Origin of the sequence: Streptomyces sp. NPDC001678, assembly GCF_042892945.1 — a bacterium.
In the GTDB taxonomy this organism is placed as follows: Bacteria; Actinomycetota; Actinomycetes; order Streptomycetales; family Streptomycetaceae; genus Streptomyces.
Map to the genome: position 1 here is coordinate 271,050 of NZ_JBIAUP010000010.1, position 25,701 is coordinate 296,750.

The window sequence follows — 25,701 nt, forward strand, 5'->3', positions numbered from 1 at the left end:
CCACACCCCCACATGATCGAACAGGACCGGAGGCTGTCTCCACAAGCCCCCTTTCGGCCCCTGGCCCCTGTCCCCTGTCCCCCTGGCTCCATCCCCCTGGGCCCCTAGGCGGCGGAAGTCCTCCCGTTCTTCGGACCCGTCCTCCCGACCCGGTTCCCCGGCACCGTCTCGCGCGGCGTGCGCAGCGGCTGGAGCAGCACCCGCTCCACCGCCGTCCACGTGGTGGTCGTCGCCAGGTACAGCGCGGCCGCCAGCGGCACCACCGCGGCCGTGACCAGCGTGCCGAACGACAGCAGCGGCAGCACCTTCGCCATCGCCGCCATCCCCGGCACCTGCTCGTCTCCCGCCGCCGGCGCCGGCAGCGCGGCGGCGGCCTTGCGGTTGCGCAGGTACGTCCACGTCGCCACGGCCGCGATCAGCGCGAACAGCCCCAGGTACACCAGCCCCTGGGCGCCGAACGCTCCGCCGTGGCCCAGCGCGCCCGCCCAGCGGCCGCCGAGGGGAGCGCCCAGCAGCGTGTGCTCCAGCAGATCCCCGCCGTCGCCGGTGGAGAACAGGTGGTACATCACATAGAAGACCGGGAGCTGGGCGAGCGCCGGCAGACAGCCGGCCAGCGGCGACGCCCCGGACTCCGCGTACAGCTTCGCCCCCTCCTCGCGCAGCCGCTCGGGGTCCTTGCCGTGCTTGCGCTTCAGCTCGGCCAGCCGGGGCGCGAGCTCGGCCCGGGTGCGCTCGCCCCGCGCCGCCGACCGGGCGAGCGGGAGCAGCGCGAGCCGTACGCAGCAGGTGAGGACCGCGATCGCGACGGCCGTGGCCGAGGCGCCGAAGAGCGGCTCGGCCGCGTCCGCGAGGTGGGTGAGAAGCGAACCGAGCGAGGTGAACAGCGGTGAGAGGAAAGACATGGCGAGTGAGCCCTCCACGGGGTCCCGTCGTGACCGAACGAAGCCAAAAAGGCGCAGCCCAAAAAGGCGCAGCCAAAAGAGGCGAGGAATTTCGGTGTGACGAGCCGCGCGGGCACCCCCACGGGGCGGTGAAAGCCCGGGTGTGCGCGCCTACGCGGCCGTCAGGACGGAACGGCCGGGTGCCCGGGGCCGTCGACGGCCCCGGGCATCGGGATCACGCTGGGCGAGGAACGCCGTCCGCAGCTCACGGTCCCGGATCGCCGTGCGTATTCGGGTGGGGGTGAGCGGGCCGGACGTCCGGGCGGCGACGGCGGCGAGCAGCAGCGCCGCGGTGGCCACCACGGAGGCGGCGACGGCGACGGCCATCGAGGCCATCAGGCCGCTCAGCCCGCTCTGCGCCGGCCACAGCTCGGCGAGCAGGAAGAGGAGCATGCTCACGTGCGTACGGAAGACGACGCTCACCACAGCTCCCCCCTGCCGACCAAGTCTCACGATCAGGCGAACACCTGATCACATCTCAACTGCCGCCGATACTAGTCCCCGCCACTGACAACGGCACCGGCGGGGGCACCGTCCCGCTCCGGATCGCGGCCCGGGTCCCGGGCCAGGACCTCGTCGTCGGGCCGGGCCGCCTCGGCCGGTCCCGGCCGCGGGCCCCACCACGACACCGCCAGCGCCACCAGCACGTTCGCCACCAGCGCCAGGGCGCCCGCGTTCACTCCCCACACCGGGTCGTGCCCGGTGAAGACCAGCGCGCACACCAGCGTGCCGCCCACCACAAGGCCGCTCAGGGCGCCCCACAGCGTCAGCCTCCGCCACATCAGCCCCAGCAGGATCATGGGAACGAGCTGGGCCATGCCCTCGTAGGAGATGAGCGAGAGCCGCACCAGCGTGTTGGGCGCGGTGTACGTGAGCAGCAGCGCCAGCACGCCCGCCCCGACCACCACGACCTGCGCCGCCGCCTTCTGCCGCTCCGGGCGCTGTGCGAGCCGGGGGATCGCGCCCAGCACGCTCCGTCCCCACATCGTGCCGATGACCAGCATGAACACGGCCATCGGAACGATCGACGAGAGCGCCCCGGCCACCCCGATCACCCCGACCGCCCACGCCGGCAGCGAGTCGACCACCAGCTTGAACAGCGCCAGGTTCGAGCCCGCCCCGGTGAGCCCGGGCACCACGAAGATCGCCGCCATACCCAGCAGCATCGGCACGAACAGCAGCACGTTGTAGAAGGGCAGCAGGATCGCGTTGCGCCGCAGGGCGTCGGCGTTCCGGGCGCCCAGATAGCCCGCCACGGTCGTCGGGAAGATGACGACCGTCAGGGAGTTGAGGAAGCTCGTCGTGACGAACCAGCCGCCGGCCATGCCGCTGCCGCCGTGCCCGGAGAAGGTCAGCCAGTCCGGCTTCTCCGCCACCATCCGGCCCAGGAAGGGCCCGTAGCCGTCGAAGTAGTGGAGGGGGACGTAGACGGCGAGGAAGCCGAGGGTGCCGATGACGAGGACGTCCTTGAGCACGGACACCCACGCGCTGCCGCGCAGGCCGCTCACGACCACGAAGGTGGTGGTGACCGCGAAGGCGATGAAGTAGGCCCAGTTCAGGCTGATCGCGCCGTAGGAGATCGTCGAGACGACGACTCCCATCCCGGTGATCTGAAGCTGGATGTACGGCAGCAGGCACACCGTCGCCAGGACCGCCACCAGCGCACCCACCCATGGTCGGCCGTAGCGGTGGGCCACCATGTCCGTGATGCTGACGAGCCCGTGGCGGCGGGCGTAGGCCCACAGCGTCGGCCCGACGACATAGCCGATGGCGTAGCCGCAGGAGAGGTACGCGACGACGTAGAGGACGGGCGCGCCGTAGTTGTAGCCCCAGCCCGCCGCGCCGAGGTAGCTGAAGCTGGTGTAGCCCTCACCCGCCATCAGCACCCAGATGAAGACCGTGCCCAGGCTGCGGCCGCCCACCGACCACTCGGCGAGCCCACCGCCGCGGCCGTGTCCCCGGACGGCCAGCAGGCCGAAGGCGACGGTCAGGAGCATGAAGACGCCGAAGATCGCCGAGGCGACGGCGGCGTTCCCGCTCATGCCCGGCCCCGCGCGCGGTCGCCACGCCAGGCGAGGAAGACGGCGACGGGGGTGAGGAGGGTGGCCAGGAGCAGCCAGAAGAACAGGAAGGGCAGGCCCAGCACGGTCGGGTGGACGCGGTCCACGAGAGGCAGGGCGGCCAGGTAGAGCACGTACGGCGCCAGGAGCCACAGGAGAGTGGGACGTTTCTTCAGCACGCCCCCGACCCTAGGGGGTAGGGGCTCGCGCCCCCAGGTCTCCCGCCCCCAGCAGCCGGACTCACGCCCCCATCAGCAGGTCTCACGCCCCAGCAACGGAGCTCACGCCCCCAGCAGCCGTGACGCCGTGTAGATCAGCAGGCCCGCCAGGGCGCCCACCACCGTGCCGTTGATGCGGATGAACTGGAGGTCCCGGCCGATGTGGGCCTCGATCTTGCGGGAGGTCTGCTCCGCGTCCCAGCCCGCCACCGTCTCCGTGATCAGGGCGGTGATCTCGTCCCGATAGGTCGTCACCACATAGACGGCCGCGTCCTCCAGCCAGCCGTCGACCTTCCGGCGCAGCCGCTCGTCGTCCGTCATCCGGGCGCCCAGCGAGAGGATCGAGGCGCGGGTGCGCAGCCGCAGCTCGCTGCGCTCGTCCTCGGCGGCGGCGACGATCATCGCGCGGACCGAGGACCAGACCGAGGCGATCACGTCCTGGACCTCGCCGCGCCCCAGCACCTCGGACTTCAGCCGCTCCACCCGGGCCCGGGTGTCCTCGTCGGACTGGAGGTCGCGGGCGAAGTCCGTCAGGAAGCGGTCGACGGCGCCGCGCGCCGGGTGGTCCGGCATGTCGCGCATCTCGGTGACGAAGCGCAGCAGCTCCTTGTAGACGCGTTCGCCGACCTTGCGGTCGACGAAGCGCGGCGTCCAGCCGGGGGCGCCACCGGTGACGGCGGACATGACGGAGTCGCTGTGGACGACGAGCCAGTCGTGGGCCCGTACGCACACCAGGTCGACGACCCTGTGGTGGCCGCCGTCGGCGACGACCTTCTCCAGGGTCGCGCCGATGCCGGGGGCGATCTCCACGGCGTCGGCGCGCCGGGTGATGGCCTCGCCGACGACCGCCTGGACGTCGGAGTCGCGCAGCACGGTCAGGGCGCCGCGCAGCGCCGTGGCCAGCTCGGCGGTGACCCGGTCGGCGTGCGCGGGGTCGGACAGCCAGGCGCCGAGCCGGGAGCCGATGCCGACGGCCCGCAGCCGTACCCGCACCACGTCGCCGGAGAGGAAGTTCTCGCCGACGAACTCGCCCAGGCTCTGGCCCAGCTGGTCCTTCTTGGTGGGGATGATCGCGGTGTGCGGGATGGGCAGGCCCATGGGCCGCCGGAAGAGCGCGGTGACCGCGAACCAGTCGGCCAGCGCGCCGACCATGCCCGCCTCGGCGGCCGCGGCCACATACCCGGCCCAGCCGCCCGCGCCGGCGGACTGCGCCCACTTCGTGAGGGCGTACACGAGGGCCACGGTCAGCAGCAGTCCCGTCGCGAGGGCCTTCATCCGGCGCACGCCGCGCCGTTTCTCCTCGTCCGCCGCGCTGTAGGTGAATCCGGCCGCCGGCCCGGGCAGCATCACTCCATCGGCGGCATTCGCGCCGCCCCCGGCGGCAGCCGGCTCCTCTTCATGGAACCGTTTCATCGACACCACCCGTTCCGACTGTCCTCGCTGTGCATTGTCCCTACCCGACGTACTCGGGGAACGGACGAAGAGTTCCCCGGCGTCGTTCCCCACGTCCGGCCGTCGTTCGCCGCCGATGTGTCCCGCGCCGTCGATGTGTCCCCGGGAGTTGTCCGCGATGAACAGGCCACCCCCGTCCCGTGGCGCGGCCCACGCCCTGCTGGCCGCGCTGGTGGCCCTGGTCGTGGCCGCCTCGGTGGCGATATTCACCGGCGTGGGCGGGGCGGACGGCACGGCCGACCAGGAACCGAGCCGGCGCCCGGCCGCGCCGGCCGCCGCCGGGCGCTGGATCGGCTCCTGGTCGGCGTCCCCGGCCGCCGCCGAGCCGGGCACGGCACGGGGCTACCCCGGCCGGTCCATCCGCAATGTGGTGCACACGACGCTCGCCGGCGGCATGGCCCGCGTCCAGCTCTCCAATCTCTTCGGCGGCGCCCCGCTGACCGTCGACCACGCCTCGCTCGCCCTCGCCGCCGCACCCGGCGGCCCGGCGGCCGCGCCGGACGGCATGCGGGAGCTGACCTTCGGCGGGGAGCGCTCGGTGACCGTCCCGGCCGGGCGGGCGACCTACAGCGACCCGGTCCGCCTCCCCGTCGACGCCCCCGCCGACCTGCTGATCAGCACCTACGTCTCCCGGCCGGCCGGACCCGTGACCATCCACCCGCACGCCCGGCAGGTCTCCTACCTCGCCCCCGGCGACCGGACGCTGGACGCGGGCGGCGCCGCGTTCACCGCGAAGAGCCTGTACTGGCGCTATGTCACGGCCGTCGACGTCTGGACCGCCGAGGCCACGGGCGCGGTGGTGGCCCTCGGCGACTCCATCACCGACGGCGTCTCCGCCACCATCGGCGCCGACCACCGCTGGACCGACTTCCTCGCCGACCGGCTGCGCACCGAGCGCGGCGCACCGCGCCTGGGCGTGCTCAACGAGGGCATCAGCGGCAATCGCGTCCTGCTCGGCGGAATGGGCTCCTCCGCCAGCAACAATCCCAGTGCCCTGGACCGCTTCGACCGCGATGTGCTCTCCCGCACGGGCGTACGCGCCCTCGTCGTCGAGCTCGGCGTCAACGACATCCTGCGCAGCCCCCGCCAGACCGATCCCGCGCGGATCGCGGCGGGACTGCGGACGCTGGTGGAACGGGCCCACACGCGCGGGCTGCGGGTGACGGGCGCGACGCTGTCGCCCTTCGGCGGGCGGACGGGCACCGGGCCGGACCAGGAGCTCGTCCGGCGCGGGGTCAACGCCGAGATCCGCTCGGGGCGGGTCTTCGACGACGTCGTCGACTTCGACCGGACGCTGCGCGACCCGGCCGACCCGCAGCGCCTCCTCCCGGCGTACGACTGCGGGGACCATCTCCACCCGAACGACGCCGGCTATCTGGCGATGGCCCGGACGCTGGACGTGGGGGTGCTCAAGGGGGAGGTCAGGGCGGCGCTGTGACCGCCGGGCCGACGGCTGCCCGGGCCACCCGGGCTGCCCGGCCTACCCGAGGGTCTTGCCGCCGCCGTCGCGCCGGTCGTCCCACTCCAGCCCCTTCTGGTCCCACTCCAGCCGCTTCTGCTCGCGCAGCCGCTCCCGTTCGGCCCGGGTCGCCTTGCGCTCGACGCCGACGCCGCCCCAGAGCGCGAGGCCGGTGATCCGCACCTTGGGCGAGCCGGGTGTGCCGGGTCCGGTCGCCCTGTCGCCGAAGCCGCCCATGATGCCGATGCCGCGCACCTCCACGTCGAGGTCCGGGGGGACGACGACGCCCATGCCGCCCATGAGGGCGAAGCAGCGGATGACGACCTCGCGGTCCTCGAAGCGGGCCTCGCGCAGGTCGATCTTCCCGCCGCCCCACATGGTGAAGGCGGTGAAGCGCCGTCCCACGGTCCAGCGGCCCGCGCGGCTGAAACCGCCCCAGATCGCCACCGCCCAGGTGGAGGTGGCGGGCCCGCCGACGCGCTCCGCCCAGCCGCCCCCGCCCGCCGGCGCCGGCGCGGCGGCCTCCCGGCCGGCGCCCGAGGGCACCGGCAGATCCCGCACCAGCGGGGTCAGCTCGGCGTGCGTACGGGCCTTGTACGCGGCGTCCAGGCGCTCCTCGAACTCCTCCATGGTCAGCCGGCCCTCGGCGGCGGCCTCGCGCAGGACCTCGGCGATCCGTTCGCGCTCCGCGTCGGAGGCCCGCATCTCAGGAAGTTCGCTCATCATGGCGGACAGATTAGATGCCCAGGCCGGATGGCCACAGCGCGCCCGTCGTCACCTCTCGGCGTACATCCGGGCGATGACCTGCTCGATGTCCGGTTCCCGCACCGACAGGTCCACCAGCGGATAGCGCTCGGCCACCGCCGCCACGACGGGCGCCGCGCTGTGCGTGGCGGCGAACGCCAGCCACTGGCGCGGCCCCTCCACCCGCACCACCCGGGCCCCGGGTACGCCCGTGATGGGCGGGAACTCCCGCTCCAGGTCGACGACGAGCATCCGCTCGCTCCCGCCCTTCGCGTGGAGGCCGTCCAGCCCGCCGTCGTAGACCAGCCGGCCGTGGTCGATGACCATCACCCGCTTGCACAACTGCTCGATGTCGGTCAGGTCATGGGTCGTCAGCAGCACCGTCATCCCGCGCTCGGCGTTGACGTCCCGCAGGAACTCCCGCACCTTGGCCTTGCTCACCACGTCCAGCCCGATGGTCGGCTCGTCGAGGTAGAGCACCTCGGGATCGTGGAGCAGGGCCGCGGCGATGTCCCCGCGCATCCGCTGCCCCAGCGACAACTGCCGCACCGGTACGTCCAGCAGCTCCCCGAGGTCGAGGAGCTCCACACAGCGCTCCAGATTGGCCCGGTAACGGCCGTCGGGAATCCGGTACATCCGGCGCACCAGACCGTAGGAATCCCGCAACGGCAGGTCCCACCACAGCGTGGTGCGCTGCCCGAAGACGACCCCGATCCGGCGCGCCAGCTTCGAGCGGTCCCGCGAGGGGTCGATGCCAGCGACCCGCAGCCGGCCCGCGCTGGGCGTCAGGATGCCCGTCAGCATCTTGATCGTGGTGGACTTGCCCGCGCCGTTCGGCCCGATGTAGCCGACCATCTCCCCGCGCGGGACCCGGAAGCCGATGCCGTCCACCGCGCGCACCCGGTGCCGCTCCCGCCGCAGGAACCCGGCCTTGCGGCGTACGTCGAAGACCTTCTCGACGCCTTCCAGAAGGATCAGATCATCCACCGAGACCGTCAACTCCCCGTACTCCGATAGCCCCTGAGCCCCACCCGCCAGGCCAGCCCCGCCAGCACCCAGCACACCAGCGCCACCAGCGGCGACGCGAAGTCCACCCAACCCGGCAGCCCCAGCGGATCGTCCCGCCCCAGCACCCGCAGCGCCGGCAACCAGTTGACGAAGGCCAGCGGCACCACGAACGTCACCCCGCGCACCAGCTCCTTGGCGAACACCGACGGCGGGTACTGCAGCAGCGTCGTCCCGCCATAGGTGAACGCGTTCTGCACCTCGGCCGCGTCGACCGCCCGGAACTGGAACGCCGCCCCCACCACGAACAGCGCACCGAAGATCACCGCACCCGTCACCAGCATCACCGGCACGAGCAGCACCGTCACCGGCGTCCACGCCACGTCCAGCCGCGACAGCGACCACCCCAGCAGCAGCGCGCCCTGCGTCACCCGCCCCAGCCTGCGCAGCGCGAACTGGTCGGCGGCCACCTGCGCCAGGACCGGCGCGGGGCGCGTCAGCAGCGTGTCCATCGTCCCGTCGCGCACCCGCCGACCGACCCGGTCCAGATTGCCCAGGACGAGATCCGCGAGCCCGAAGGACGTGCTCGTCGTGCCGTAGAGGAAGGCCACTTCCGGCAACGTGAACCCGCCGAGCACGTCGATGTGGGAGAACATGAACGCGATCGCGACGAAGTCCAGGGCCGTCGCCGCGAAGTTGCCGACCGTCATCATCACGAACGACACCCGGTACGCCATCGTCGACCGCACCCACATCCGCACCACGAGCCCGTAGGCGCGCACCCCGTCCCGGACGTGCGAGAGCCCACGCGCGTACGCCTCCGCCTCAGCCACCCTGGACCACCACCTTCCGGGTGGCCGCCGACTGGAGCGCCCGCCCCGCCAGCAGCAGCGCCACCGCCCACGCGGCCTGGAACCCCAGCGCCGCCGCCAGCCCCGCGCCGGTCCGCCGCTCCAGCAGGACGTCCGTCGGCACCTGCAGCATCGCCGACCACGGCAGCGCCCGCGCGACCTCGCCGAAGGCACCCGGGAAGACGTTGAGCGGCAGCAGCGTCCCGGAGAAGAAGATGCTCAGCAGGGCAAACGACATGTTGACCCCCGCGCCGTCCAGCAGCCAGAAGGCGCACAGCCCCACCAGATACCGCAGCCCGAAGCTCACCAGCAGCCCCAGGAGGACCGACAGCAGAAACGCCGGCCAGGCCAAGGACAGGCCCGGTAACGCCAGTTCGAAGCACAGGGCGCCCACGGTCAGCGGGGCGACGCCCCGCCCCAGCAGCTGGAAGAAGGCCCGGCCCATGTCACTCGCCAGCCACCACAGCTGGAGATCGGCGGGCCGGTAGAGGTCCACCGCGATGTCCCCGGAGCGGATCCGCTCCTGCAGCTCCTCCTGGAACCCACCGCCGATCAGACACGCCGCACCCAGCAGCGCCTGGCTCGTCCACACGAACGTCAGCGCCTGCTCCCGGCCGTAACCGCCCAGGTGGGGACGCTCGTTCCACAGCGCGATATAGGTGTACGCGATGATGAAGCCGAAGACGGTGTTGGTGAACACCCCGGCGACCGTGGCCACCCGGTACGTGGCGTGCCGCCGGAAGCCGCTGACCGCGACCGCCGCGTACAACCGCATCCTGGCGTCCCTCTCCTCGTTGAACCCGGTCGAGCGTCCTCGCGCCCCCCGCACCGGGCCGCGTCCGCTTCGGGCCGCCGCACCCCGAAGCGCAGGAGCCTAGCCGTACACCACGTCCAGGAACCATGGATTTTCACTCCATGGAGTGGTCGGACTGGCCCGAACGGCCCTTCCGGGCCCCCCAACGGTGCGCTGGGCCCTTCCGCCGGAACGCATGATGCGACAGTGTCCTCCGGGGCGTACGACGCAGTCCGGACCCGCCCGAGACGACACCCCTCCGCCGAGGCGGCACAACCCCGGCGGCGGCCGAGGAGTCCCTAAGACATGAGCGACGAGCAGTCACAGCGGCGTCCCGCCGGACGCGGCCACGCGCCGCCGGGCTGGGCCCCCAGAGGCCCGGCGCACGGCGCGCCCCCCGCCGGGCCGGGCAACGGCCCCCGCCGGGAGGGCCGGCCCGGCCGCCCCCGCCGGACGGGCTGGCGCCGGCTCGTACCCACCTGGCGGATGGTCCTCGGCGGCTTCCTGCTGATCGTCCTGATCATCGTCGGCGGACTGATCGCCGGCTACATGCTCGTGAACATCCCCCCGGCCAACAAGGCCGCCACCGCCGAGAGCAACGTCTTCCTCTACTCCGACGGCTCCCAGCTCGCCCGCGACGGCGAGGTCAACCGCGAGAGCGTGCCGCTCAGCAAGGTCCCCCGGGACGTCCAGCACGCCGTCCTCGCCGCCGAGGACCGCGACTACTACTCCGAGTCCGCCGTCAACCCCGAGGCCATGCTGCGCGCCGCCTGGAACACCGTCACCGGCAAGGGCAAGCAGTCCGGCTCCACCATCACCCAGCAGTACGTCAAGAACTACTACCTGGGCCAGGAACAGACCATCAGCCGCAAGGTGAAGGAATTCTTCATCGCCATCAAGCTGGACCGCGAGGAGAGCAAGAACGACATCCTCGAGGGCTACCTCAACACCAGCTACTTCGGGCGCAACGCCTACGGCGTCCAGGCCGCCTCCCAGGCGTACTACAACAAGGACTCGGACAAACTCACCACCGCCGAGGGCGCCTACCTGGCCACCCTCCTCAACGCCCCCAGCGCCTACGACGTCGGCGCCCACCCCGAGAACAGGCCGCGCGCCGAGGCCCGTTGGCGCTACGTCCTCGACGGCATGGTCAAGAAGAAGTGGCTCAGCCCCGCCGACCGGGCCGCAATGACCTTCCCCACCCCCGGCAAGACCAAGCCCCGGCTGAGCATGTCCGGCCAGCGCGGCTATCTCGTCGAGGCCGTCAAGGACTACCTCACCAGCAACAAGATCGTCGACGAGAACACCCTCGCCACCGGCGGCTACCGCATCACCACCACCATCGAGAAGAAGAAACAGGACGCCTTCGTCGCCGCCGTCCGCGACCAGCTGATGAGCGAACTCAGCGACACCCGCAAGGTCGACCGCTACGTCCGCGCCGGCGGCGCCTCCGTCGACCCCAAGACCGGCAAGGTCGTCGCCCTCTACGGCGGCATCGACTACACCAAGCAGTACGTCAACAACGCCACCCGCCGCGACTACCAGGTCGGCTCCACCTTCAAGCCGTTCGTCTTCACCTCCGCCGTCGACAACCACGCGACCACGCTCACCGGCCAGACCATCACCCCGAACACCGTCTACGACGGCACCAACAAACGCCCCGTACAAGGCCCCGACGGGCCCGTCGGCTACGCCCCCGAGAACGAGGACGGCTACTCCTACCCCCACATCACCGTCACCCGGGCCACCGACCTGTCCGTCAACGCCGTCTACGCGCAGATGGCCCAGGACGTCGGCCCCCGCAAGGTCAAGGAGACCGCCGTCGCCCTCGGCGTCCCCGAGAAGACCCCCGACCTCACCGCCACGCCCTCCATCGCCCTGGGCCCCGCCACCGCCAGCGTCCTGGACATGGCCCAGGCCTACGCGACCCTCGCCAACCACGGCAGACACGGCCCGTACACGCTGGTCGAGAAGGTCTCCAAGGGCGGCGAGGAGGTCCAGCTGCCGGACGGCGAGGACACCCGGCAGGCCGTCTCCCGCGAGGCCGCCGACACCACCACGTCCATCCTCCAGAGCGTCGTGGAGGCCGGCACCGGTCGCCGCGCCCAGTCGGCGGGCCGCCCGGCGGCCGGCAAGACGGGCACGGCCGAGGAGGACAAGGCCGCCTGGTTCGCCGGCTACACCCCCGACCTCGCCACCGTCGTCGCCGTGATGGGCCAGGACCCCGACACCGGCGACCAGAAGCCGCTGTACGGAGCCACGGGCGAGGACCGCATCAACGGCGGCGGCTACCCGGCGCAGATCTGGGGCGCCTACACCGCGCAGGCCCTGGAGGGCACCGAGGCCACCGACTTCGACCTGGAGCTGGAGAACGGCGCGGCCCCGCCGACGCTGGAACCCTCGCCGAGCGCCGCGCCCCCCTCGCCGACCGGCCCGCCGTCCTCGGCCCCGCCGACCGGCCCGCCGTCCCTCCCGGTGCCCAGCCTGCCGCCGACGATCCCGATCCCCCAGCCGCCCACACCGCCGGGCTTCCCGACCCCGCCCGGCCCGCCGACCTTCGGCCCACCGGGCGAGGGCAAGTCGGACCGGCACGGAGACCTGCTGGGCTATGAATACTGACGGCTACCGACGGCTACCGACGGCTACCGACAGCTCAGTGGCCGGACGTCGCCTTCAAACCGACGACCGCCACCAGCAACAGCACGATGAAGAAGATCCGCGCGGCGGTCGCCGGCTCACCCAGCACCACCATGCCGAGCACCGCCGCCCCGGCCGCGCCGATGCCGACCCACACGCCGTACGCCGTGCCGATCGGCAGCGTCCGCGCGGCCTGGGCCAGCAGCAGCATGCTCGCCGCGATGCCCGCGACCGTGAACACGCTCGGCCACAGCCGCGTGAAACCCTCGGTGTACTTCATGCCGATCGACCAGCCGACCTCGAGCAGACCGGCGACAGCGAGCAGAACCCATGCCATGACGGCACCTCCGGTGAAAACGACTCTCCAGGGGTGCGTCGTCTTGTCCTGACCCGGTACGGCGCGTCTCGTCGGGTTGCCTACGAGCGTAGCAACTACAGGTACAGCCCCGTGGAGTCCTCCGACCCCTCCAGCCGCTCCGCCGCCACCGCGTGGAGATCCCGCTCGCGCATCAGCACATAGGCGACACCGCGGACCTCCACCTCGGCACGGTCCTCCGGGTCGTACAGCACCCGGTCTCCCGGCTCCACCGTGCGTACGCTCTGCCCGACCGCGACGACCTCGGCCCAGGCCAGCCGGCGGCCCACCGCCGCCGTCGCCGGAATGACGATCCCGCCGGTGGACCGGCGCTCGCCCTCGGGAATGTCGGTCCGGACCAGAACCCGGTCGTGGAGCATCCGGATGGGCAGCTTGTCGTGGGTGGTATTCGTACTCACGCCAAGACCGTACCCGCCCGAAGGCGGCACCGAGGCCACTGGGCGGTCATCCGGCCCGAACCGGCCACCCGCACCGTCGCCATCCCTTGGCTATCCCTTGGCTATCCCTTGCGGCGGCCCGTCGCCTTGGCGGCCTTCCCGCCGGACTTCGACGAGGACACCAGCAGACCGATCACACCCACGGCCACCATCGCCACCGGAACGATCCTCTCCAGACGAGGCTCGCCCTCCTTGCTGACAAAACCGGAGCGCACCTGGGAGACGACCCGGTTGGCCGCCACACACGCCCGGCCCGCCACATGGTCCACCTTCGAGCTCACCTTCGCCCGGGCGTCCCCGATGATCGTGCTCGGGTGCATCCGCACCCCGATCTCGTCGAGCACAACGGCGAGCTCCTGCCGCCGGCGGTCGATGTCCGCCTCGATCTGCGCAGGGGTCCTGGCTTCCGCCACCGCGCTGCCTCCGTCTCGTCGATAAGAATGAAGAGTGATGACTACAGTCTGTCAGCTCCCCGGGGCCACCGCCCCGCGGCACCCCCGAACCGTGACCTGGCTACCCTCGGGACCATAACCACCGACTGTCGAGGAGAGCCATGAGCGAGCGACTGACGCCCGGCGACACCGCCCCCGCCTTCACCCTGCCCGACGCGGACGGCAAGCAGATCTCACTCGCCGACCACAAGGGCCGCAAGGTCATCGTCTACTTCTACCCCGCCGCCCTCACCCCCGGCTGCACCAAGCAGGCCTGCGACTTCACCGACAACCTCGACTTCCTCGCCGGCCACGGCTACGACGTCATCGGGATCTCCCCCGACAAGCCGGAGAAGCTCGCCAAGTTCCGCGAGAAGGAGGACCTGCGCGTCACCCTCCTCGGCGACCCCGACAAGGAGGTCCTCGCCGCCTACGGCGCCTTCGGCGAGAAGAAGCTCTACGGCAAGACCGTGACCGGCGTCATCCGCTCCACCGTCGTCATCGACGAGGACGGCAAGGTCGAACGCGCCCTCTACAACGTCAAGGCCACCGGCCACGTCGCCAAGATCATCAAGGACCTGGGGCTGTAGCCCCCGGCGCCAGCGCGCCCCGGCACACCGGACGCTCGCCCTCCGGCACGTCCTCGGCCTCCGGCAGGTCGAGGACGGCCTGGGCGCCACCGCCCGGCGCCGCACCGAACACCAGCCGGGCACCCAGCACCGCCGCCTGCCCCACCGCGATCGTCAGCCCCAGACCGTGCCCCGTACCCCGCTCCGGCGCGGCCGTACGGAACCGGCGCGGCCCCTGATCCACCAGACCCGGCGGAAAACCGTCCCCATGGTCCCGGATCACGATCCGCGTACCGTCCACCGTGATCTCGATCGGCGGCCGGCCGTGCTTGGCCGCGTTGGCCAGGATGTTCACCAGGATCCGCTCCACCCGACGCGCGTCCGTCGCCACGATCCGGCCCTCGCCGACCACCTCGACCGCCACATCGTCCACACCCCGCTGACCACGCGCCCGCTTCACGATCCCGTGCACCAGCGACGGCAGCTCCACCGCGTCCAGCTGCGCGCTCTCCACCCCCGCGTCCAGCCGCGAGACCTCCAGCAGATCCTCCACCAGCGCCCGCATCGTCTGCGCCCGCTCCTGCACCATCTCCACCGCCCGCGGATGCGGCAACAACTCCGCCGACGCCACCAGCCCCGCCACCGGCGTCCGCAACTCATGCGCCACATCCGCCGTGAACTGCCGCTCCGCCGACACCCGCCCCGCCAGCGACATCGCCATCTGATGCACCGACCGGCCCAGCTCGGCCACCTCGTCCCGGCCACCGCCGCCCAGCGCCCCCGCGTCCAAGGTCTCCCCCGCCGCGATCCGCCGCGCCGCCGCCGCACTCAGCCGCAACCGCCGCGACAACCCCTGCGCCACGAACCACGCCACCACCGCCATCAGCGCCACCGTCGCCGCACCCGCCACCACCAGCGCCTTGTCCAGCGCCGTCTGCAACGGATCACGCGCCGGATACGACGCCGAGATCGACAGCACCCGGTCCCCCGCCACCCCCGTCGCCGCCCACACCCGCGGATCCTCACCACCGCTGATGTACGTACCCGACTGCCCCCGCGCCACCGCCTGCGACAACGTGAACGGCAACGTCGAATCGTCCAGCTGCGCCCCCAGCGCCAGCGTCCCGTCCCGCTGATAGATCTGCAGCGCCGAACTCAGCAACCCGTCCTGATACGCCTTCGCCTGCCGGTCCCGCTCCAGCCCCGATATGTGGTGCACGGCCACACCCAGGACCACCACGGCCAACGCGGTGACAAAAGAGATCGCGAACGCGATCCGGCCACGAATACCCATCACGCGATCGGGAGCACCTCTCGGTGCTCACCGGAAGGGGTGGCACCCGTATAGACGACCTCCAGCGCCGTGAACGCCACCGAGCCGTCGACCTCCTTCGGCCCGTACAGCCGCAGCTTCGCCTGGAACGACTTCGCCGCCGCCCCCGACGCACCCCCCGACACCTGCACCACACCGCTGCCGTTCGCGCCGTCCTCCGTATAGGCATCCCACCGGATACCACTGGCCACCCGGCCCGACGTCGAACAATCCAGCGTGATGATCGTCGGCTCCTGCACCGGCTCACCCATCCCGCAGTCCCGCACCCCCGGCAGCTCCCGCGCGCCCGAATCCTCCGGCTCCACCTGCGATTCCTGCCCGTCGGCCCCCGACCGCTGCGCCGCCGCGGTCTTCGGCGCCTCGTCCACCATGCTCGCCCGGTCCGTGGCGTCCTCCAGCCACACCCCACCCGCCACCAGCACGGCCACCCCCACCAGGATCGCCACCACGCTGCGCCAGCCCGCCCAGCGGGCCACGGTGCGGTCGGTCATCGGGCTCTCTTCCTCACTCACAGGCGGCTGTTCGTCCACGGGCCTGTCCCCTTCCCCGCTCTGAGTGACGGAGAAAAAAGGCCGCGCGTTCCCGTTTCGCCCCACGGACATGTGTGGCGTAACCGATCACGTAACCGATCCCGGGCACGCGCGTTACTCCATACGAGGCCGCCGGTCGGTGGCCGTACCCAGGGACGCAACCGTCCGAGTCACAGCCTTCGCGGCTCGCTCGGCGGGAACGGGGTACGGCCTTCGGCCGTGCCCTCTTCCCGCCGGGGGCCACGGGGTGGGGAGGGGAATCATGCCGGTCAGCCCGTACACGCGAGAGCGGCTCGCCGCGGCGGCGGAGTCGTCGCGGACGCTGTCGGAGGCGTTGAGCAAGCTCGGGGTGGATCCGAAGAGCTCGTCGCGGCGGTACATCCACGAGCGGATGAAGTCGATGGGAATCGACACATCCCACTTCGAACGCGAAGGGGTCCGCTGGACCAAGGAGATCCTCGAAGGCGCAGTAGCAGCGTCGTCGAACATGAATGACGTTCTGCGGCGGCTGGGACTCGAAGCCGTCGGGGGACACCACACCCACATCAGCCGCCGGATCCGGATGTTCGGCATCGACACTTCGCACTTCGACCGTCGAGGCCGGTCGCCCAAAGGCAGGCGGCACCGCACTACAGCAGAGCTACTTGTCGAACAAGATCCTTCCAACGCCCGGCGCGAGCAGAACGGCCGACTCAAGCGAGCCATGCGAGAACTCGGCGTCCCGGACCGCTGCGCGCTCTGTGGCATCGAGCCCACGTGGCAAGGCCACCCCCTGCCACTCGAGGTGGATCACATCGATGGAAACTGGCGAAACAATCGGATCTGCAATCTCCGGCTGCTCTGCCCCAACTGCCACTCGACGACCGACACCTATCGCGGTCGAGGAAAGGCCCGTCGGGCAGCCGCCTCCCGAGGCTCACGCACGGACGGTGGGGAGCGATGACCAGTGGTACTCAGTACACGCGGGAACGCCTGGTCGAGGCTGCCCGTCAGTGCACCAGCATCAATGAGGTCATAGCCTTCTTCGGCACTCGGCCCTACAACCATCTCCCCAGATACCTCTACCGGCGCTTCGAGCACTTCGGGATCGATGTCTCGCACTTTCGCCGCCGTCCGTACCGCAAGAGCGGGCCGAGGCCGTCACCTGACGACCTGCGTGAGGCCGTATCCCGTTCCGTCTCCACCGCCGAGACGCTGAAACGGCTCGGTCAGAGAGACAACACCAGCCAGCGCACTCTGCTCCGCCAATGGATAGCCGAAGACGGGCTCGCCACCTCGCATTTCCTGGGGCAGGGCCACCAACGCGGCAAGCCCGGCACAAGCAGCCCCAGGAAGACTGCACAGGAGCTCCTCGTCAAGCACAGCGGCAGGAGTCGAACGGGCACTGCCCTGCTTCGCCGGGCGCTGGAAGATACCGGAGTCCCGACGGAGTGCACGAAGTGCGGGACCGGACCCCAGTGGCTCGGCAAGCCCATGACGCTCGAGATCGATCACATCAACGGCGATTGGAGCGACGACCGCCGAGAGAACCTCCGACTCCTCTGTCCCAACTGCCACGCCGTCACAAGCACCTGGTGTCGTGGCGGGAGTCGGCGCCGCTCAACCAGCTAGGGGTGTGGAGTCGTCCCCGACTACGCCAGTACCATGGCCGTGTATGCGGCCGTGTCGTAACAGGCAGCCGAGCGGCGCTTAGAACGCCGTGGGAGAAATCCCGTGAGGGTTCGAGTCCCTCCGGCCGCACCCTGCGAAGGGCCGTCCCGCTCCGGCGGGACGGCCCTTCGGCGTACGGTCAGCCCAAAAGCTCCCGCACCACCGGCACCAGCCCCCGGAACGCCTTCCCCCGGTGGCTGATCGCGTTCTTCTCGTCCGCCGTCAGCTCCGCGCACGTGCGCGTCTCGCCCAGCGGCTGGAGGATCGGGTCGTAGCCGAAGCCGCCCGAACCCGCCGGCTCGTGGCGCAACGTGCCCTCCAGGCGGCCCTCGACGACGCGCTCCGTGCCGTCCGGGAGCGCCAGCGCCGCCGCGCAGGCGAAGTGGGCGCCGCGGTGCTCCTCCGCGATGTCGGAGAGCTGGGCCAGGAGGAGGTCGAGGTTGGCCTTGTCGTCGCCGTGGGCGCCGGCCCAGCGGGCGGAGAAGATGCCGGGGGCGCCGTTGAGGACGTCGACGCACAGGCCGGAGTCGTCGGCGACGGCGGGGTGGCCGGTGGCCTGCGCCAGGACGTGGGCCTTGAGGAGGGCGTTCTCGGCGAAGGTGACGCCGGTCTCCTTGACGTCGGGGATCTCGGGGTAGGCGTCGGCGCCGACGAGTTCGACGTCGAGGCCGGCCGCGGCGAGGATGGCGCGGAGCTCGGTGACCTTGTTGGCGTTGCGGGTGGCGAGGATCAGGCGCTTCATGGTCCCGATTATCCCGGGGCTCCGGCAGGACCCCCGGGCACCCGGGGGTCCTGCCGGGGAACGGCTACAGCGTGCGGGCCAGGGCCTCGCGCTGGGCGGCGTCCAGGGACGCGCAGCCGGCGACGGCGAGGTCGAGGATGCTGTTGAGCTCGTCGCGGTCGAAGGGCTGGGCCTCCGCGGTGCCCTGGACCTCGACGAAGCGGCCGTCGCCGGTGCAGACGACGTTCATGTCGGTCTCGGCGCGGACGTCCTCCTCGTAGCAGAGGTCGAGGAGGGGGACGCCGTCGACGATGCCGACGCTGACGGCGGAGACGGTGCCGGTGAGGGGCTGACGGCCGTGCTTGATGAGCTTCTTGCCCTGGGCCCAGGTGATGGCGTCGGCCAGTGCCACGTAGGCGCCGGTGATGGCGGCGGTGCGGGTGCCGCCGTCGGCCTGGAGGACGTCGCAGTCGAGGACGATGGTGTTCTCGCCGAGGGCCTTGAAGTCGATGACGGCGCGCAGGGAGCGGCCGATGAGGCGGGAGATCTCGTGGGTGCGGCCGCCGATCTTGCCGCGGACGGATTCGCGGTCGCCCCGGGTGTTGGTGGAGCGGGGCAGCATCGCGTATTCGGCGGTGACCCAGCCCTCGCCGGAGCCCTTGCGCCAGCGGGGGACGCCTTCGGTGACGCTGGCGGTGCAGAAGACCTTGGTGTCGCCGAAGGAGACGAGGACGGAGCCTTCGGCGTGCTTGCTCCAGCCGCGCTGGATGGTCACGGGGCGGAGCTGGTCGGGGGTACGGCCGTCGATACGAGACATGGTGATGAGCCTATAGCGACGGCAGAGGGCCCCGTTCCGGTTGAGGGATCAACGGGAACGGGGCCCTGTGCTAGGAGCGCGTGGCTCAGTTCACAGCGCGGGTCACAGCGCGGATCAGAGCATGTCCTCGATCTCGGCGGCGATCGGGTCGGCGTCGGTGCCGATGACGACCTGGATGGCGGTGCCCATCTTGACGACGCCGTGGGCGCCGGCGGCCTTGAGGGCGGCCTCGTCGACGAGGGAGGCGTCGGCGACCTCGGTGCGGAGACGGGTGATGCAGCCCTCGATCTCCTCGATGTTGTCGATGCCGCCGAGGCCGGCGACGATCTTCTCAGCCTTGCTGGCCATGTGCACTCCTGGTTGTCTCGGCCCCTCGGCGATGTCGCCGACCGGCTTTCACACGGTAACCCACGTATAGCCCAACTATGCGGGCGTATGTCCGCCATCTCCCGAAAGATGGCGACCACCCGGACTGCGTTCCGGGGGCACCACCGCTCGCACAAGTGGTCTACACCAGTATGCCAGCAGCCGGAGGACGCACATGAGTTCGGTCGCCGCGGCGGCTCCCCGGAAGAAGAAGTGGTCGCAGGGGCTCTTCCAGGGCCTCCAGAAGATGGGCCGCAGCCTCCAGCTGCCGATCGCGGTGCTGCCGGCGGCCGGCATCCTCAACCGGCTCGGTCAGCCGGACGTCTTCGGCAAGGACGGCCTGGGCTGGACGGACGTGGCCAAGGTGATGGCCGGGGCGGGCGGGGCGCTGCTGGACTCCTCGCTGGGGCTGCCGCTGCTCTTCGCGGTGGGTGTGGCGATCGGGATGGCGAAGAAGGCGGACGGCTCGACGGCGCTGGCGGCGGTGACGGGCTTCCTCGTCTATTACGCGGTGGTGCACCAGTTCCCGGAGACCTGCCCGGGCGGGGGCACCTTCACGGGGCTGGGGCTGCTGAGCGGGGTGTGCGTGGGGACGGCCGGGCCGGCGGGCCCGGCGACGTACCAGAACCCGGGGGTGTTCGGCGGGATCGTGATCGGGCTGCTGGCGGCGTGGTTCTGGCAGCGTTTCCACCGGGTGCGGCTGGTGGACTGGCTGGGGTTCTTCAACGGCCGCCGGCTGGTGCCGATCATCATGGCGTTCGTGGCGATCGTCTTCGCCGCGCTGTGCCTGTGGATCTGGCCGCCGGTGGGGCGGGGGCTGACGAGCTTCAGCCAGTGGCTGTCGGATCTGGGCTCCTGGGGTTCGGGCATCTTCGGTGTGGCCAACCGCGCTCTGCTGGTGATCGGCCTGCATCAGTTCCTGAACGTGTTCGTCTGGTTCCAGTTCGGTTCGTTCACCAAGCCGGACGGCACGGTGGTGCACGGCGACATCAACCGCTTTCTGGCGGGCGATCCCCACGCGGGCCAGTTCACCTCGGGTTTCTTCCCCATCATGATGTTCGCGCTGCCGGCGGCGGCGCTGGCGATCGCACACTGCGCCAGGCCGCACCACCGCAAGGCGGTGGGCGGCATGATGCTGTCGGTGGGCCTGACCTCGCTGGTCACGGGCATCACCGAGCCGATCGAGTACTCGTTCCTCTTTATCGCCCCGGCGCTCTACGCGGTCCACGCGGTGCTGACGGGTGTCTCGATGGCCATCACCTGGGGGCTGGGGGTCCACGACGGCTTCAGCTTCTCGGCGGGCCTGATCGACTACGTCATCAACTGGGGACTGGCGACCAAGCCCTGGCTGATCATCCCGATCGGGCTGTGTTTCGCCGTCGTCTATTACGCGGTCTTCCGTTTCGCGATCACCTTCTTCGACCTGCCGACCCCGGGCCGTGAGCCGGAGGAACTGGCGGAGCAGATCGAGAAGGACAACGTGAAGTAACCACGCGTTAATCAACGTCCCGTAAGGGTGGCGTGACACAGCGCTGAGCGCTCACGCCGCCCTTACTTCTGTGTTCCAGGCCACTTGGAACGATGGATTCCTTTATGCCCGACTCACGTGCTACAACAGGTCTAAACCAGTAGTGGTGTAGACCAAATTGCGGGCCGTCCCCCTTCCCCCCGAGCGCCCGCCTCACCTGGAGGAATCCGATGAGTACGGCAGCCAAGGCGGCGAAGAAGGCGCCTGGAAAGGCCGAGAAGGCTGATAAGCCCGAAAAGGCCGCACCGGAGGAGAAGAAGAAGTTCGGCGCCGGTGCCATGGCGGTCGCCCAGCGTATCGGCCGCAGCCTGATGCTGCCGGTGGCCGTCCTGCCGGCCGCCGCGCTGCTGGTGCGCCTGGGCAACAACGACATGCTCGGCCGGGACTCGTTCCCCGAGTTCATCACGAAGATCGCCGGTTATATGTCGGCCGGCGGCAACGCGCTGCTGAGCAACATGGCGCTCCTCTTCGCCGTCGGTGTCGCCATCGGCTTCGCCAAGAAGTCGGACGGCTCCACCGCCCTGGCCGCCGTCACCGGCTACCTGGTCTTCAAGGAGGTGCTGGCCACCTTCACCGACAGCAACCTGCCGAAGGTCGCCTCCGTCGTCGACGGCAAGATCGTCATGAAGGAGGCGGCGGTCAACGCCGGCGTCCTCGGCGGTGTCGTCATGGGTCTGGTCGTGGCCCTCCTCTACCAGCGCTACAGCCGCAAGAAGCTGCCCGAGTGGCTGGGCTTCTTCGGCGGCCGCCGACTGGTCCCGATCCTCTCGGCCTTCGCCGGTCTGGTCATCGGTGTCGCCTTCGGTCTCATCTGGCCGGTCCTCGGCACGGGTCTCCACAACTTCGGCGAGTGGCTGGTGGGCTCCGGCGCCGTGGGCGCGGGCATCTTCGGTGTCGCCAACCGCGCGCTGATCCCGGTCGGCATGCACCACCTGCTGAACTCCTTCCCCTGGCTCCAGGCCGGCGACTACCACGGCAAGAACGGCGACATCGCCCGCTTTCTCGCCGGCGACCCGAACGCCGGACAGTTCATGACCGGCTTCTTCCCGATCATGATGTTCGCCCTCCCGGCGGCCTGCCTGGCGATCGTCCACTGCGCCCGCCCGGAGAACCGCAAGGTCGTCGGCGGCATGATGACCTCGCTCGCGCTCACCGCGTTCGTCACCGGTGTGACCGAGCCGATCGAGTTCACCTTCATGTTCGTCGCCCCGGTGCTCTACGCGATCCACGCGGTCCTCACCGGTGTCTCGCTGGCCCTGACCTGGGCGCTCGGCATGAAGGACGGCTTCGGCTTCTCCGCCGGCGCCATCGACTTCGTGCTCAACCTGGGCATCGCCACCAAGCCGTGGCTGCTGGCCCTGGTGGGCCTCGCCTTCGGCGCCCTGTACTACGTGGTGTTCCGCTTCGCGATCACGAAGTTCAACCTCCCGACCCCGGGCCGCGAGCCCGAGGGCCAGCTCGAGGACGTCAAGTGACGATCTGACGAGCCCTCGTCACGAAGTCCCGAAGCCACGAAGCCCCCGGAACCGTCAGGTGTTCCGGGGGCTTCGTCACGTCCGGGGGACGCTACAGCTCGTACACCGCCCCCGCGTGCGCCAGCTCCGCCGGGCCGGCGTAGACCGAGCGCGCGTCGCGGAGGTTGGTGAGCGGGTCCGTCCACGGCGGGACGTGGGTGAGGACCAGCCGGCCCACCCCGGCGGCCGCGGCCACCTCGCCCGCCTCCAGGCCGTTGAGGTGGAGGTCGGGGATGTCCTCCTTGCCATGGGTGAAGGACGCCTCGCACAGCAGCAGGTCCGCGCCCCGCGACAGCTCGTCCAGGGCCTCGCAGGGGCCGGTGTCGCCCGAGTACACCAGCGACGTGCCGTTGTGCTCGACCCGGAAGGCGTACGCCTCCACGGGGTGGCTCACCCGGGCCGTACGGACGGTCAGCGGGCCCAGGGTGAAGGTGCCCGGGTTGAAGGTCCGGAAGTCGAAGACCTCGCTCATACAGGCCTCGTCGGGGATGTCGCCGTACGCGGTGAGCAGCCGCCGCTCGGTGTCCGCCGGGCCGTAGACGGGGATGGCGTCGGCACGGCCGCCCTCGTGGCGGTAGTAGCGGGCGACGAAGTAGCCGCACATGTCGATGAAGTGATCGGGGTGGAGATGCGACAGGAGCACGGCGTCGAGGTCGTAGAGACCGATGTGGCGTTGCAGCTCGCCGAGGGCGCCATTGCCCATGTCGAGGAGGATCCGATAGCCGTCGGCCTCCACCAGATAGCTCGAGCAGGCCGATTCCGTGGACGGGAACGAGCCCGAGCATCCGACGACGGTGAGCTTCATGCGGGCCTGAACCTCCGTGGGCCGGTTACGGGGGGCCATGCGGTGCAGTCGAGGGTAAGGCGAGAGAACGGGCCGTGACTCCTCCGGGACGGTGCGTGTGGGCGGAATCACCAGGACGGACGTGGGCCGCACCGGCACGGCGCGCACGCGACAGGGCCCCGGCCGCGCTGCCGGTGGAGCGCGATCGGGGCCCTGCGAACGAGAAGGAACGGAGAACGGGCGGCGGACGGGCTACAGCGGCGGCCGGTGGGCCTCTGCGCGGTCCAGGGTCTCCATGAAGCGCTGGAAACGCTCGGCCGACTCCTTGCTGCCGGCCGTCACCGTGAAGACCTCCGGCGTCATGAACGCCGCCAGCCGCTCACGCGTCTCAGGGGCGAGCGCATCCCAGGCCGCTCGATCCAGCCGTGACTGCGCCGCAGCTTCCGCACTGCCAGTTTCCATTGTTGAGTTGCCTCATGTCCGAAGATCCACATGCGGGACAGTTCATGTGCGTCTCCTACGTGATGATGTCAGCCGCTTCCCAACATCGGTAGTGCAAGTTCACCCGTGCACAGTTCTGTTTTTTATGGACCGGCGCGCTCGGACGGCGCGTCGGTGCTACGCCCAGAGCTGGCCGTGGAGGGTCTCGACGGCCTCTTCCGTGGTGGCGGCGGTGTAGACGCCGGTGGACAGGTACTTCCAGCCGCCGTCGGCCACGATGAAGACGATGTCGGCCCGCTCCCCCGCCCGTACCGCCTTCCGGGCGACGCCCAGCGCGGCGTGGAGCACCGCGCCGGTGGAGATGCCCGCGAAGATGCCCTCCTCGGCGAGGAGTTCGCGAGTGCGGCGGACGGCGTCCTCGGATCCCACGGAGAAGCGGGTGGTGAGGACGGAGGCGTCGTAGAGCTCGGGCACGAAGCCCTCGTCGAGGTTGCGCAGGCCGTAGACGAGGTCGTCGTAGCGCGGCTCGGCGGCGACGACCGCCACGTCCGGCTTGTGCTCGCGCAGATAGCGGCCGACGCCCATCAGGGTGCCGGTGGTGCCGAGTCCGGCCACGAAGTGGGTGATCTCGGGAAGGTCGGCGAGGATCTCGGGGCCGGTGGTCGCGTAGTGGGCACCGGCGTTGTCGGGGTTGCCGTACTGGTAGAGCATCACCCAGTCGGGGTGTTGCCCGGCGAGTTCCTTGGCCATGCGCACGGCCGTGTTGGAGCCGCCGGCGGCGGGCGACGGGATGATCTCGGCGCCCCACATGGCGAGCAGGGAGCGGCGCTCCTCGCTGGTGTTCTCCGGCATCACGCACACCATGCGGTAGCCCTTGAGCCTGGCCGCCATGGCGAGGGAGATGCCGGTGTTGCCGGAGGTGGGCTCCAGGATGGTGCAGCCGGGGGTGAGCCGGCCGGCCTTCTCCGCCTGCTCGATCATATGGAGGGCGGGGCGGTCCTTGACCGAGCCGGTGGGGTTGCGGTCCTCCAGCTTGGCCCAGACGCGGACGTCCTCGGCCGGGGACAGGCGCGGCAGGCGGACGAGCGGGGTGTTGCCCACCGCGGCCAGGGGGCTGTCGTAGCGCATGCGGGGCGCGCCGGGATCAGACCGAGCCGCCGGCCACGGCCGGGAGGATCGTCACGCTGTCGCCGTCGCCGAGCTCGGTGGCGATGCCGCCGAGGAAGCGGACGTCCTCGTCGTTGAGGTAGACGTTGACGAAGCGGCGGAGCTCGCCCTTGTCGTCGACGAGGCGCTCGCGGATGCCCTGGTGGCGGGTCTCGAGGTCCTTGAAGAGCTCGTCGATCGTGGCGCCGCTGCCCTCGACGGCCTTCCGGCCGTCGGTGTAGGTGCGGAGGATGGTCGGGATGCGGACCTCGATGGCCATGGGTGCTCCTGTCGGAGTGCGGAGAGGTGCCTGGTTCCAGAGGGGGAACGGTGGGCGCATCGTATCGATTCCCCGTGCGCCAGCCGTATGTTCGTCCCGGTATGCGGGATAGGTGGTCTCAGCGCTCAGTACGCCGGGACGACCTTCACGTCCTCCTCGGTGACCTCGCCGTCGACGATGCGGAACGAGCGGAACTGGAAGGGGCCGGAGCCGTCGGTGTCGGCGGTGGAGACGAGCACGTAGTGGGCGCCGGGCTCGTTGGCGTAGGAGATGTCGGTGCGGGAGGGGTAGGCCTCGGTCGCGGTGTGCGAGTGGTAGATGACGACCGGTTCCTCGTCGCGGTCGTCCATCTCGCGGTAGAGCTTGAGCAGGTCGGTCGAGTCGAACTCGTAGAACGTGGGTGAGCGGGCGGCGTTCAGCATGGGGATGAACCGCTCGGGCCGGTCGCCGCCCTCGGGACCCGCGACCACTCCGCACGCCTCGTCGGGGTGGTCGGCGCGGGCGTGCTCGACGATCCGGTCGTACAGGGCCTGGGTGATGGTCAGCATGCGCGCCAGGATAAGCAGAGAAACGAAGAACCGGCCCCGTACCGAGGTCGGTACGGGGCCGGTTCATTCA

29 protein-coding genes, 1 tRNA gene and 1 riboswitch are annotated in these 25,701 nt (G+C 70.8%); of the genes, 8 read left to right on the top strand and 22 right to left on the bottom strand.

Translation table 11 applies throughout. From position 1 onward, the window contains the following. Positions 1–104: 104 nt before the first annotated feature. From ACFYZR_RS22205 to ACFYZR_RS22225, 5 genes are all read right to left on the bottom strand, one after another. Positions 105–902: a YidC/Oxa1 family membrane protein insertase gene (locus ACFYZR_RS22205; RefSeq protein WP_391912821.1), complete on the bottom strand. Its 798-nt coding sequence runs from the start codon at positions 900–902 to the stop codon at positions 105–107. A gap of 150 nt (positions 903–1,052) precedes the next feature. Then, the gene (locus ACFYZR_RS22210; protein ID WP_391912823.1) at positions 1,053–1,364 is read right to left on the bottom strand and encodes a DUF6412 domain-containing protein; all 312 of its coding nucleotides are present in this window, start codon (positions 1,362–1,364) and stop codon (positions 1,053–1,055) included. A 71-nt stretch (positions 1,365–1,435) separates the two neighbouring features. After that, entirely contained in the window at positions 1,436–2,983 is a 1,548-nt protein-coding gene (locus tag ACFYZR_RS22215) for a sodium:solute symporter (protein WP_391912825.1), read from the bottom strand. After that, positions 2,980–3,180, bottom strand: coding sequence for a DUF3311 domain-containing protein (locus tag ACFYZR_RS22220; protein WP_391912827.1), 201 nt, complete (start codon positions 3,178–3,180; stop codon positions 2,980–2,982). Before ACFYZR_RS22220 ends, ACFYZR_RS22215 begins: the two co-directional genes overlap by 4 nt. A gap of 102 nt (positions 3,181–3,282) precedes the next feature. After that, the gene (locus tag ACFYZR_RS22225) at positions 3,283–4,632 is read right to left on the bottom strand and encodes a DUF445 domain-containing protein (RefSeq protein ID WP_391912829.1); all 1,350 of its coding nucleotides are present in this window, start codon (positions 4,630–4,632) and stop codon (positions 3,283–3,285) included. 157 nt (positions 4,633–4,789) lie between these two features. Here ACFYZR_RS22225 and ACFYZR_RS22230 point away from each other — a divergent pair, with 157 nt between their 5' ends. After that, on the top strand, positions 4,790–6,109 hold the full coding sequence (locus ACFYZR_RS22230; RefSeq protein WP_391912831.1) for an SGNH/GDSL hydrolase family protein: 1,320 nt from the start codon (positions 4,790–4,792) through the stop codon (positions 6,107–6,109). Positions 6,110–6,151: 42 nt separating this feature from the next. Here the strand turns inward: ACFYZR_RS22230 and ACFYZR_RS22235 are convergent, their stop codons facing one another. The 4 genes from ACFYZR_RS22235 to ACFYZR_RS22250 all read right to left on the bottom strand — a co-directional run bounded on the left by ACFYZR_RS22235 (position 6,152) and on the right by ACFYZR_RS22250 (position 9,505). After that, entirely contained in the window at positions 6,152–6,856 is a 705-nt protein-coding gene (locus tag ACFYZR_RS22235; protein WP_391912833.1) for a DUF1707 domain-containing protein, read from the bottom strand. Between the two features lie 48 nt (positions 6,857–6,904). Next, positions 6,905–7,861, bottom strand: coding sequence for an ATP-binding cassette domain-containing protein (locus ACFYZR_RS22240; protein WP_391912835.1), 957 nt, complete (start codon positions 7,859–7,861; stop codon positions 6,905–6,907). Between the two features lie 8 nt (positions 7,862–7,869). Then, the gene (locus tag ACFYZR_RS22245) at positions 7,870–8,634 is read right to left on the bottom strand and encodes an ABC transporter permease (RefSeq protein WP_391912923.1); all 765 of its coding nucleotides are present in this window, start codon (positions 8,632–8,634) and stop codon (positions 7,870–7,872) included. 70 nt (positions 8,635–8,704) lie between these two features. After that, positions 8,705–9,505: an ABC transporter permease gene (locus ACFYZR_RS22250; protein WP_391912837.1), complete on the bottom strand. Its 801-nt coding sequence runs from the start codon at positions 9,503–9,505 to the stop codon at positions 8,705–8,707. A gap of 324 nt (positions 9,506–9,829) precedes the next feature. Between ACFYZR_RS22250 and ACFYZR_RS22255 the strand changes: the two genes are divergently transcribed. Further along, positions 9,830–12,142, top strand: coding sequence for a transglycosylase domain-containing protein (locus ACFYZR_RS22255; RefSeq protein WP_391912839.1), 2,313 nt, complete (start codon positions 9,830–9,832; stop codon positions 12,140–12,142). A gap of 34 nt (positions 12,143–12,176) precedes the next feature. Here ACFYZR_RS22255 and ACFYZR_RS22260 read toward each other — a convergent pair whose 3' ends face one another. The 3 genes from ACFYZR_RS22260 to ACFYZR_RS22270 form a co-directional block, all read right to left on the bottom strand. Further along, positions 12,177–12,497, bottom strand: a complete 321-nt coding sequence (locus ACFYZR_RS22260) for a multidrug efflux SMR transporter (RefSeq protein WP_229348848.1) — start codon at positions 12,495–12,497, stop codon at positions 12,177–12,179. A 32-nt stretch (positions 12,498–12,529) separates the two neighbouring features. Then, positions 12,530–12,595, bottom strand: a riboswitch (guanidine-III (ykkC-III) riboswitch). Further along, positions 12,593–12,895 carry a co-chaperone GroES gene (locus ACFYZR_RS22265; protein ID WP_048831771.1) on the bottom strand — a complete coding sequence of 101 codons (303 nt, stop codon included), beginning with the start codon at positions 12,893–12,895 and terminating at the stop codon, positions 12,593–12,595. (Overlaps the previous riboswitch by 3 nt.) Before the next feature lie 140 nt (positions 12,896–13,035). Then, on the bottom strand, positions 13,036–13,386 hold the full coding sequence (locus ACFYZR_RS22270; RefSeq protein WP_391912841.1) for a DUF3618 domain-containing protein: 351 nt from the start codon (positions 13,384–13,386) through the stop codon (positions 13,036–13,038). A gap of 140 nt (positions 13,387–13,526) precedes the next feature. Here ACFYZR_RS22270 and bcp point away from each other — a divergent pair, with 140 nt between their 5' ends. Next, positions 13,527–13,994: a thioredoxin-dependent thiol peroxidase gene (bcp, locus tag ACFYZR_RS22275; protein WP_391912843.1), complete on the top strand. Its 468-nt coding sequence runs from the start codon at positions 13,527–13,529 to the stop codon at positions 13,992–13,994. Here bcp and ACFYZR_RS22280 read toward each other — a convergent pair. Next, positions 13,975–15,267 carry a sensor histidine kinase gene (locus ACFYZR_RS22280; protein WP_391912925.1) on the bottom strand — a complete coding sequence of 431 codons (1,293 nt, stop codon included), beginning with the start codon at positions 15,265–15,267 and terminating at the stop codon, positions 13,975–13,977. The two genes, bcp and ACFYZR_RS22280, sit on opposite strands and share 20 nt — an antisense overlap. Next, positions 15,267–15,797, bottom strand: a complete 531-nt coding sequence (locus ACFYZR_RS22285; protein WP_391912845.1) for a hypothetical protein — start codon at positions 15,795–15,797, stop codon at positions 15,267–15,269. Before ACFYZR_RS22285 ends, ACFYZR_RS22280 begins: the two co-directional genes overlap by 1 nt. Before the next feature lie 301 nt (positions 15,798–16,098). Between ACFYZR_RS22285 and ACFYZR_RS22290 the strand changes: the two genes are divergently transcribed. The 3 genes from ACFYZR_RS22290 to ACFYZR_RS22300 all read left to right on the top strand — a co-directional run bounded on the left by ACFYZR_RS22290 (position 16,099) and on the right by ACFYZR_RS22300 (position 17,576). Continuing rightward, positions 16,099–16,779 (top strand): HNH endonuclease signature motif containing protein, encoded by a 681-nt coding sequence (locus ACFYZR_RS22290; RefSeq protein ID WP_391912847.1) that lies wholly within the window; start codon positions 16,099–16,101, stop codon positions 16,777–16,779. Continuing rightward, entirely contained in the window at positions 16,776–17,447 is a 672-nt protein-coding gene (locus ACFYZR_RS22295; protein WP_391912849.1) for an HNH endonuclease signature motif containing protein, read from the top strand. Before ACFYZR_RS22290 ends, ACFYZR_RS22295 begins: the two co-directional genes overlap by 4 nt. A 45-nt stretch (positions 17,448–17,492) precedes the next feature. Then, positions 17,493–17,576 (top strand) — tRNA-Leu (locus tag ACFYZR_RS22300). A 49-nt stretch (positions 17,577–17,625) separates the two neighbouring features. On the opposite strand, the gene rdgB is transcribed toward ACFYZR_RS22300, so the two are convergent. From rdgB to ACFYZR_RS22315, 3 genes are all read right to left on the bottom strand, one after another. After that, on the bottom strand, positions 17,626–18,228 hold the full coding sequence (gene rdgB / locus ACFYZR_RS22305; RefSeq protein WP_391912851.1) for an RdgB/HAM1 family non-canonical purine NTP pyrophosphatase: 603 nt from the start codon (positions 18,226–18,228) through the stop codon (positions 17,626–17,628). 64 nt (positions 18,229–18,292) lie between these two features. Next, positions 18,293–19,024, bottom strand: coding sequence for a ribonuclease PH (gene rph / locus ACFYZR_RS22310; protein WP_391912853.1), 732 nt, complete (start codon positions 19,022–19,024; stop codon positions 18,293–18,295). A 114-nt stretch (positions 19,025–19,138) separates the two neighbouring features. After that, on the bottom strand, positions 19,139–19,372 hold the full coding sequence (locus tag ACFYZR_RS22315; RefSeq protein WP_229348836.1) for a glucose PTS transporter subunit EIIB: 234 nt from the start codon (positions 19,370–19,372) through the stop codon (positions 19,139–19,141). Positions 19,373–19,565: 193 nt separating this feature from the next. Here ACFYZR_RS22315 and ACFYZR_RS22320 point away from each other — a divergent pair, with 193 nt between their 5' ends. Both ACFYZR_RS22320 and ACFYZR_RS22325 read left to right on the top strand, forming a co-directional pair. Then, positions 19,566–20,879 carry a PTS transporter subunit EIIC gene (locus ACFYZR_RS22320; protein ID WP_391912855.1) on the top strand — a complete coding sequence of 438 codons (1,314 nt, stop codon included), beginning with the start codon at positions 19,566–19,568 and terminating at the stop codon, positions 20,877–20,879. A 317-nt stretch (positions 20,880–21,196) separates the two neighbouring features. Further along, a complete protein-coding gene (locus tag ACFYZR_RS22325) occupies positions 21,197–22,393 on the top strand; it encodes a PTS transporter subunit EIIC (protein ID WP_391912927.1) in 1,197 nt (398 codons plus the stop codon). A gap of 91 nt (positions 22,394–22,484) precedes the next feature. Here ACFYZR_RS22325 and ACFYZR_RS22330 read toward each other — a convergent pair whose 3' ends face one another. The 5 genes from ACFYZR_RS22330 to ACFYZR_RS22350 form a co-directional block, all read right to left on the bottom strand. Next, on the bottom strand, positions 22,485–23,237 hold the full coding sequence (locus ACFYZR_RS22330; RefSeq protein WP_391912857.1) for an MBL fold metallo-hydrolase: 753 nt from the start codon (positions 23,235–23,237) through the stop codon (positions 22,485–22,487). 367 nt (positions 23,238–23,604) lie between these two features. Beyond that, positions 23,605–23,724: a transposase gene (locus ACFYZR_RS22335; protein ID WP_126914323.1), complete on the bottom strand. Its 120-nt coding sequence runs from the start codon at positions 23,722–23,724 to the stop codon at positions 23,605–23,607. A gap of 110 nt (positions 23,725–23,834) precedes the next feature. Beyond that, a complete protein-coding gene (locus ACFYZR_RS22340; RefSeq protein WP_391912859.1) occupies positions 23,835–24,785 on the bottom strand; it encodes a PLP-dependent cysteine synthase family protein in 951 nt (316 codons plus the stop codon). Positions 24,786–24,801: 16 nt separating this feature from the next. Further along, on the bottom strand, positions 24,802–25,083 hold the full coding sequence (locus ACFYZR_RS22345) for a MoaD/ThiS family protein (protein ID WP_391912861.1): 282 nt from the start codon (positions 25,081–25,083) through the stop codon (positions 24,802–24,804). Between the two features lie 125 nt (positions 25,084–25,208). Continuing rightward, positions 25,209–25,631 (bottom strand): Mov34/MPN/PAD-1 family protein, encoded by a 423-nt coding sequence (locus tag ACFYZR_RS22350; RefSeq protein ID WP_391912862.1) that lies wholly within the window; start codon positions 25,629–25,631, stop codon positions 25,209–25,211. Positions 25,632–25,701: the final 70 nt, after the last annotated feature.